The sequence below is a fragment of the Bartonella taylorii 8TBB genome (genome assembly GCF_902825155.1).
Classification (GTDB): Bacteria; Pseudomonadota; Alphaproteobacteria; order Rhizobiales; family Rhizobiaceae; genus Bartonella; species Bartonella taylorii_A.
Map to the genome: position 1 here is coordinate 1 of NZ_CADEAG010000017.1, position 7,429 is coordinate 7,429.

12 protein-coding genes are annotated in these 7,429 nt (G+C 38.4%); 8 read left to right on the top strand and 4 right to left on the bottom strand.

Translation table 11 applies throughout. The features are described 5' to 3' along the window. The 4 genes from J7R13_RS08090 to J7R13_RS08105 all read right to left on the bottom strand — a co-directional run. On the bottom strand, positions 1-520 hold a 520-nt coding region (locus J7R13_RS08090; protein ID WP_208438230.1), incomplete at its 3' end, for an ERF family protein. Positions 521-660: 140 nt separating this feature from the next. After that, on the bottom strand, positions 661-1,419 hold the full coding sequence (locus J7R13_RS08095) for an antA/AntB antirepressor family protein (protein WP_208438231.1): 759 nt from the start codon (positions 1,417-1,419) through the stop codon (positions 661-663). A 53-nt stretch (positions 1,420-1,472) separates the two neighbouring features. Beyond that, positions 1,473-1,847 (bottom strand): hypothetical protein, encoded by a 375-nt coding sequence (locus tag J7R13_RS08100; RefSeq protein WP_208438232.1) that lies wholly within the window; start codon positions 1,845-1,847, stop codon positions 1,473-1,475. 164 nt (positions 1,848-2,011) lie between these two features. Next, positions 2,012-2,662: a S24 family peptidase gene (locus tag J7R13_RS08105; RefSeq protein WP_208438233.1), complete on the bottom strand. Its 651-nt coding sequence runs from the start codon at positions 2,660-2,662 to the stop codon at positions 2,012-2,014. Between the two features lie 488 nt (positions 2,663-3,150). On the opposite strand from J7R13_RS08105, the gene J7R13_RS08110 reads away from it, so the two are divergent. The 8 genes from J7R13_RS08110 (at position 3,151) to J7R13_RS08145 (ending at position 7,359) form a co-directional block, all read left to right on the top strand. Continuing rightward, complete coding sequence (locus tag J7R13_RS08110) at positions 3,151-3,516, top strand: hypothetical protein (RefSeq protein WP_208438234.1); 366 nt, start codon at positions 3,151-3,153, stop codon at positions 3,514-3,516. Between the two features lie 149 nt (positions 3,517-3,665). Then, positions 3,666-4,109, top strand: a complete 444-nt coding sequence (locus J7R13_RS08115; protein ID WP_208438235.1) for a hypothetical protein — start codon at positions 3,666-3,668, stop codon at positions 4,107-4,109. Positions 4,110-4,188: 79 nt separating this feature from the next. After that, a complete protein-coding gene (locus J7R13_RS08120; RefSeq protein WP_208438236.1) occupies positions 4,189-4,524 on the top strand; it encodes a dATP/dGTP diphosphohydrolase domain-containing protein in 336 nt (111 codons plus the stop codon). Next, a complete protein-coding gene (locus J7R13_RS08125) occupies positions 4,515-4,847 on the top strand; it encodes a hypothetical protein (protein ID WP_208431517.1) in 333 nt (110 codons plus the stop codon). The genes J7R13_RS08120 and J7R13_RS08125 overlap by 10 nt, the downstream gene beginning before the upstream one ends. A 15-nt stretch (positions 4,848-4,862) precedes the next feature. Continuing rightward, entirely contained in the window at positions 4,863-5,333 is a 471-nt protein-coding gene (locus J7R13_RS08130) for a crossover junction endodeoxyribonuclease RuvC (protein WP_208438237.1), read from the top strand. After that, a complete protein-coding gene (locus J7R13_RS08135) occupies positions 5,323-6,417 on the top strand; it encodes a DUF1376 domain-containing protein (RefSeq protein WP_208438238.1) in 1,095 nt (364 codons plus the stop codon). The genes J7R13_RS08130 and J7R13_RS08135 overlap by 11 nt, the downstream gene beginning before the upstream one ends. Then, entirely contained in the window at positions 6,332-6,877 is a 546-nt protein-coding gene (locus J7R13_RS08140) for a hypothetical protein (protein WP_246786328.1), read from the top strand. The genes J7R13_RS08135 and J7R13_RS08140 overlap by 86 nt, the downstream gene beginning before the upstream one ends. Before the next feature lie 155 nt (positions 6,878-7,032). Beyond that, positions 7,033-7,359 carry a hypothetical protein gene (locus J7R13_RS08145; protein WP_208438239.1) on the top strand — a complete coding sequence of 109 codons (327 nt, stop codon included), beginning with the start codon at positions 7,033-7,035 and terminating at the stop codon, positions 7,357-7,359. Positions 7,360-7,429 lie beyond the last annotated feature (70 nt).

Sequence of the window (7,429 nt, forward strand, 5' to 3'; positions counted from 1 at the left end):
TCACGACATTAAGAAGCATACCTAACAGATATCTGCGTGCGTATGTGATGGCAGAACCAACCGATTGTATATTTGATTTGCATCCTTTAGTGTCATAAGGAAACTTTCCTTCTGTTGAGATTTTATTTCCAGACGGATGCGTCAAAGTCATTTCTATAATTATATTGTCTGAACTCTGTTCTTTGATACGAGAAAACAAAGCAAATCGGTGTTTTGCAAGAGTCTTCTTTACAGCATCAATGTACTGGTCAAGGGTTGCATATTGGCTGTTGGTATGGGTGTTTGTAGAGTTTTTTTGTATTTTTTGATATTCTATTTGCATATTCGAAAGATCACTGGCAAATCTTTCGTAGTTTTGTCGTTCTATTTCTTTTTCTCGTAAGGCAATGAGACGCTCGAGACGGTCCATATCGACGTCATTTTCTAAGGCTCTGTTTAAAATGCGTTCCATAGCAGTTGGCTTGACGGCTAAATGATGTGTTTCTTCAATTTCTATTAGATTAGTGTTTTGTTCACTCATCTTGATTTCCTCCTATTTGAGCGCAATTCCCCCGTGGCGTGAATCACGCTTGTGTTTAAAAGTTGTTTGTGTGGTTAGAAACGGCTTATAGAGATACTATAAGATTAGTCGTTCGTATTTCTTTTCCATGATTGTTGCTCTTAATGCATGCTTTGTCTTTTAAGCTCTTGAGACAGCAGCCCCATGCCTTTTGTTGTGATTTTTGCGCAAGGAATGACTTTTTCTATTCCACTTGCGGTTTGAAGTGTGATGGTTGGACAATCCATAAGTTTCTTTTGGATTTTGTCTTGATAAGGGAGCAAATTTCCACCTGCTGCACGCCGGTAAACCCAACCTTTTTTCTGTAAGAAGAGAATGAACTGTTTTGGTTGTAACTCGAGTATTTTAGCAGCTTCTGTAAGACCGAAGAGTCCGTCATGGCGTTGTAAGCTTTCAAGAGCCCTTGCTTTTGGTTTTAAATCTTCGATGATGGTGTCTTTTTGATCTATTTGCCCTTGTAGATAATTTAAAAAGCCAATCATTGTTTGTGGACTTGAGTAATCGATTTGCGGTGTAGCAGCTTGTTTTGCACGTCGCTCGCATGCGATAAAATATTCTCTTGCTTGTTTACCTTTTTCATTACGTTCTACCATGGAAAGTTCTTTTGCCATGTCTAATGTGAGGTGATAGTCTATGGCTGTAACAGCTCTAGATTTTGTGCTCCCCAATTTTGGGGACCGCAAATCTTGTGTTTTTATGAAATCATTTCCTTCTTCAAATTCGTATTGATTAATACGGTCCTTAATCCAAGTAGAAAAATCTTTTCCTATTTCCAAAAACGCATGCAATTCACGTGCGTTGACCGTTTGAACAGTTTCCTGTTTGATTGTATTATGCTGAATAGCAAGAAGCTTTTCCATTATAAACCTCATGGTGGGATTGAGAGGGGCGCTTTCTCAAACGCCCTTAGAGTTTAAAGCACATCACATGGACGCAAACGATGCTGCTCTTCATAAGTACCGTAGACCTCATCGTTATATTTTGCTTCTGCGATATCGTCTAAAAGCCTATGATAGGCATCACTTTCATATACATAAGACTGGACTTTGCTGTTCTCATCGAAAAACTCGAAGTTTTCTTTTATATATGCTTCTGCAACTTCTTCAGAGATATCTTCGCAACTTTTCTCAGAAGGATTTACGCGAAAGATTTGTATGGTATCATCTGCCTCGTCAATAATTTTTAGAACTTGGCTTTCATCAAGTGGACCAGACTCTCCAATGTGTTGATCATCACCGTAGACAACTAATAAAATTTCATTGGAATTAATAAGAATTGGCTTATCCATAATTTCCCCTCCCTAACGCCTCTTGGCAATTGTTTGTTTGTGGTTTATGGATATCAATGTAGCGATTTTAAAAACATAGTCAACAAAAAAATGTAGCGATTTTGAAAATTTTTTAAAACCAATAAACTAAAGCCTTACTTGAAGAAAAGTATAAAAATATTAACTTATACTCTAGCTGGCTTAATCCAGTCGATAGGTGCACACCATTCTAACTCTACATCTACGATATCGGCATATTTTCCATTTATACTGGATAAAACCCATTTCCCTTTTTCTTTTCCGAGACGTAATACTTTGATGTAAACTTTTCCACATTTAGTTTTTATGATAGCTCGATTATTGATAAGATCTTCTGGTGGAAGATGATAGGAGTAAAAAAGAAGACTTCCTTCTTCAATGGCTGGAAACATAGAATCACCTACAACACGAACAGCAACAGTCCCTTTAGGAGCAGATGGTGGTGCTTCTACTTCTTCCAGACAACCAGAATCTATGGCAATTATTTCTCCGCCAGCTCCTACAGATCCAATCAAAGGGACTAAGTGATTATTGGGAATAGAAGCGCCTGTAAGCTTTGATATTTCTAATAATTCTCGAGCAGAAATATCCCTTGTTCCTTTTAGCATTTTATTGACGGCAGCACGATCTATCGAGCGACCTAAAGAAGCAGTTAGCTGTCTCGAAAGCTCTGATTGGCTTAATCCAGCTTCAGCTAAGGCATTTTGTAACCATTGCGAGATACTCATTGTCATATATTTATTGTAGGTAGGTTGTATACAATCGTCATTTTCTAATTTAACAACATATAATTTCATTCTTAATTTTCCTTCTTGACATTGTTTTTATAATCGCTACATAATGCGCCATGAAACAATTTTCGGAAATAATAAATTTATTAGGTGGGGTTCGTAGAGTATCTCAGTTGCTTGGGGTTCATAGAACACGCGTGTACGTCTGGCTCCGTCCTGTATCAAAAGGTGGAACTGGTGGGAGAATTCCGACTAAACATATCCCAATTCTTTTGAATGAAGCCAAGAGAATTGGAGCACCGATTAAGGCAGAAGACTTTTTCTCGTTTTTTTATAGGGCGCAATCATGTGACTCTAAACTATCTTCAACATCCGCATTCGTTGATTGTTCTCCTGTTCGTGTGAAAGCGTGTAGACAGCGCAGCATGTTACAACAGCACAATTCACACTCTTAAAGAAGAAAGATCATGAGAAACGGAATATTGAAGAAACTCTACACCCAGTTTTGTAGATTAATAGGTTGTAATACGAAAATTGAGAATGGAGATAAGTTTGTGAAAGAATTTATACAAATACCGGATCGTGATTGTAGCATAGAAGATCTTATAAAACGACATAGAACTCATACAAAAGTTCTTGCGAAACAAGAAGAATGGCATAAGTCAAAATTTGATAATTGGATGAGATGGCATGAAGCCACTCTTGCAGAGCGAGATAAGTCAATTGAGGAACAACAAGTAGCACTTGAAAACCTATCCTCTTTAATTAAGCAAAAAAATGAAACGCTATACAGCCAAAGGCTAAAGTTAGCTTCACAGATGAAAGTTATTGATGAATTAAATAATAAAATCATTGAGTTAATCAACAAAAAAGAAGAACCAAGATTGATCGATTTTATTTTTGCAGGAGAAGTTTTTTAACTTGCGTCATTTGAGCCAAAAATGAGGATTGTTAATTAACAATGAATCATTGCGAGGTTCCTTTTTCAAAAACATTTTTGCAAGACAGGCAATCACAACGCACCCTGTCACAACAGCAGCATTTAGACTCTTAAAAAGAAAGATCAGAGATGATAGATGTCCCACAGATCACTATAAGTAAAGTCCAGTTGATCGACCTTGTTAATAAGATTGGACAGGAAGACATATATTACGGTGTCCTTTCGTCTCAAGATGCATGTTTTGAAATAAGCATAGATCCCTCGTCAACAGGTTGTTTTGTCTATATGCTGCATAGTATCTTTGTGCGTGATGATAGAAATTGTTTTCCGTTATTTCCGTACGATGATTTTAATCAATGGTTTTTATCTGTATTTACGCAAGCTTTTACAACTTGGTTTGATAATTATTTTTCTCAAGAGTTGTCATCTTTTTATCGCTTAAATGAGCTAATCTTGTTTATAGCCTTAGTCAAAAATAGGCTTGATTTCTTAAGGGATAAACTCATCGAAAAAAGAAAAGAAGAAATCAAATTAATAAATGATGCGTGCAGTATGTGTCTGAATCTGAGTTAATCCAATTTTTTAAAACTTATAACTACGCGCTCTGTCATAGCGCACATATAAATACGTAGAGCCTTAAGGGGGGATAATCATGGTTTTTAAAGCACATAAAAATGATATTGGGAAACCACGTGTTGATCTTATTCCACCACTCACGTTGCTTGATATTGGTCGTGTTTTGGAGTTTGGAGCAAACAAATACGGTGCGAGCAACTGGCGTCATGGCATGAATTGGAGCCGTTTGTATGGAGCTGCTTTACGTCATTTATTAGCATGGTTTGCTGGAGAGGATAAGGACCTTGAAAGCGGATTACCACACTTAGCGCATGCAGCTTGCTGTCTTCTTTTCTTAATGGAATGCGAAACACAACAGATTGGTCGTGATGACCGCCCTAAGAGCAAAGAATGGAGATCAGAATGGGTTTAGGTGAAGTGGTATTAATAGTTGTATGTGTGACGCTTGGTTCTTTGCTTTTTAGCGCGATGACGTTGCTTTGCGCTTTGAATTATAGTGAGCAGATTAAGCGGCTTAAAATGCAGGTTCAAGATCTTAAAGAAAGCGACAAGCCAATTGAAAAACTGAAACAAGAGATAGGTGAGTATAAAGCAGAGTTCGAACGAAAAAATAAATTTATGGCAGCACTAATAGTAGATGTTCAATCACGCGACGAGGAGATTGAAAAACTAACACAACAGCTTAAGCAGCGTTATGCAGCAGTAAAAGCGCCATCTAAGAAAAAACGTAAGTAAGCACAGGTGATTTAGATGTCCCATACAATTCTCTGTCTTGATCTAGGCACCAAAACAGGCTGGGCGATTTGCGGTGCGGATGGTCACATAACAAGCGATACAGAAGATTTTCAATCACGTCGTTTTGAAGGCGGGGGGATGCGTTACTTGCGCTTTAAGCAATGGCTTACTGAACTAAAGAGGTCCGTTGATGAAATTGATGCGGTGTATTTTGAAGAGGTACGCCGGCATGTGGGTACGGATGCAGCGCATGTGTACGGTGGTTTATTAGGTCACTTAACGGCTTGGTGTGAACAGCATCAGATACCGTATGAGGGCATTCCTGTTGGCACAATTAAGAAGGCAGCAACAGGGAAAGGCAATGCCTCAAAAGAAGAAATGATTAAGGCAGTGCGTACAAAAGGACACAATCCGAAAGACGACAACGAAGCAGATGCTTTGGCAATTTTATATTTAATGAAAGAAGGGGGTATATATGTCCAGTAAAATACCATGGACGAGACTTAATACAGACCAGTGGCTATTTAAACTCTCTGATTTACCGCCTATGGAAGTCAATGTTTATGTGAAGTTGCGGATAAGAATGTTACACACGCGTGAGCCTCTTTTGAATGATTCACGAATATTATCTCATTTTACTTGTTGTTCAGTAAAAAGATTTCAAAAGGCATTAGAGTATTTATTTAGATCTGGACACATCATTTGTTTAGAAGATGGTCGTTTGTGGAGTTCAGATGTTGAGGAAGAACTCAATAACTCAAACGAAAATTTAAATAAATTTTCAGAGAGAGCACAGAAGGCAGCGCAAGCAAAATGGGCAAAACATCATAAAGCAAAAACAATTAGTGATGATCAAGATGCTAAGCATGATGCTAAAGCAATGCTTAAGGATGCTAAGCATAATGCTAAGCATGACGCTAGCAATGCACAAGCAATGCTTAATTATGCCATTAACAATAACAATAACATATATAATAAAAAAACTAAAACTATCGTATTAGCAAAAAAAGAAATTGGTTCTGAAAATTTAGAAACAATCGATTTGGTTCAAGAGCCAACTGAGGTTCATGATCTCGAGAGCCAATCAGATCAAATCGAAGCCACATCAGAAAACCAACCTCCCATTCACGAGCAAGAGAGCGTTTCAGAAAAAGCAAAACGAGCGAAAGCTAATCGCGGTTGTCGATTGCCTGCGGATTTTGAACCCGATTACGATTTTGCCATTGCAGAGGGCTTGCCTCCGGAGCGCGTGAAAGTCGAGATTGCAAAATTCCGAGATTATTGGCGTTCAAAAGCCGGAGCAAATGCAACCAAAATCGATTGGCAAGCAACATGGCGTAACTGGGTACGCAAGGCGATTGATGATTTAGAGAAAGGAAAAAACTATGGAAATCACTCTCAAAGGCAAAAAAGCGTTGGTGAACGCATCGCAGACAGTATCCTTGATATCGGAAATCAAGGGTATTTTGAAGCACATTCATGCGATGATACCTTCGAGCGGTCCGTTTGTTTTGAAGGATGGCAGCCAATTAACGAAACAGCAGGAAACGATAGCTTTAGAAGCTTATGATCAATTGCAAGAGCTCTTCGCAGTGAAAGCTGGGAAAGAGGATATAGCAAAGGCAATTCGCATGCTGTCGTGTGGTTTGAAAATAGCACAACAATCAGACTATGAGGGAATGGCGTTGACCTATGGAATGGTTTTGGAAAATGTCTCTGCATGGTCACTGATGACAGTGGTCAAACGGATTTTATGTGGTGAAATAAATTGTTTATCGGATACGTTTTTTCCGAGCACACGAGAATTTGTGAGGCTGTGTCGTGATTTAGAAAATAGTCTTTTGAGAAAAGCCAATCTTGTACGCAATGCTGTTTTGAGATTCCGTGAAAAGGAGTTGAAAGAACAAGCAGAGAAAGAGCATTCAAGCCACCTTACGGTTATTCACAAGCAAAAACTTAAAGAGACTCTAAATGGCATTGGTGGGATAATGAAACGCTTTGGTCCACAGCAAAATAGTGAAAAGTGGTGATCGTTTTACGATTAGATACGCATTTAAATCGATAAAAAGGCACCGTAGAGAGCGATTTAAAGATTTTACGATGAAATCCATATTAGGAATTAAAACAGCTCTGTACGGTCAAATTTAAAGCAAATAGACCCATAGGTAAAATTAAGGTTTTAAACATGCGAATTTTACAACACCTGTTTTTAACACAACGTAAACAGCCAATGCAAAAAAAGTTTATCGCAACAGCTGTTGGTTATGTCCCTTGGGGAGACGGAGCAGCCGAGTATTTTTACAACCTCTACGAATATGAAGACGGTACAAGAGAGTGTGAAAAGTTTGATGGTGGTCAGTATTACGATACACCAAAAGGAGCAGATTTCAGCACCAAAGCGCAAGTGAAAGCGTGGGTTTACGGTGGTAATGTTCCGAAAAGCGTTCTAAATTACGAGCCCCTCATAGAGGAAATAAACAAAGAAATAAAAAAACTATCAGAAGCTGCTTGATACTTCTTTGTAGCAGGAAAGAAGTCAACGCATTGAACGAAGCATGGCGTCACGTAAAATGGCGTTAAGC

Bases quoted from the DNA above. Each gene is read 5' to 3' on its own strand.
- J7R13_RS08095 (WP_208438231.1), bottom strand. From the start codon at position 1,419: ATGGAAAAGCTTCTTGCTATTCAGCATAATACAATCAAACAGGAAACT.
- J7R13_RS08100 (WP_208438232.1), bottom strand. From the start codon at position 1,847: ATGGATAAGCCAATTCTTATTAATTCCAATGAAATTTTATTAGTTGTC.
- J7R13_RS08105 (WP_208438233.1), bottom strand. From the start codon at position 2,662: ATGAAATTATATGTTGTTAAATTAGAAAATGACGATTGTATACAACCT.
- J7R13_RS08115 (WP_208438235.1), top strand. From the start codon at position 3,666: ATGATAGATGTCCCACAGATCACTATAAGTAAAGTCCAGTTGATCGAC.
- J7R13_RS08120 (WP_208438236.1), top strand. From the start codon at position 4,189: ATGGTTTTTAAAGCACATAAAAATGATATTGGGAAACCACGTGTTGAT.
- J7R13_RS08125 (WP_208431517.1), top strand. From the start codon at position 4,515: ATGGGTTTAGGTGAAGTGGTATTAATAGTTGTATGTGTGACGCTTGGT.
- J7R13_RS08130 (WP_208438237.1), top strand. From the start codon at position 4,863: ATGTCCCATACAATTCTCTGTCTTGATCTAGGCACCAAAACAGGCTGG.
- J7R13_RS08135 (WP_208438238.1), top strand. From the start codon at position 5,323: ATGTCCAGTAAAATACCATGGACGAGACTTAATACAGACCAGTGGCTA.
- J7R13_RS08140 (WP_246786328.1), top strand. From the start codon at position 6,332: ATGATACCTTCGAGCGGTCCGTTTGTTTTGAAGGATGGCAGCCAATTA.
- J7R13_RS08145 (WP_208438239.1), top strand. From the start codon at position 7,033: ATGCGAATTTTACAACACCTGTTTTTAACACAACGTAAACAGCCAATG.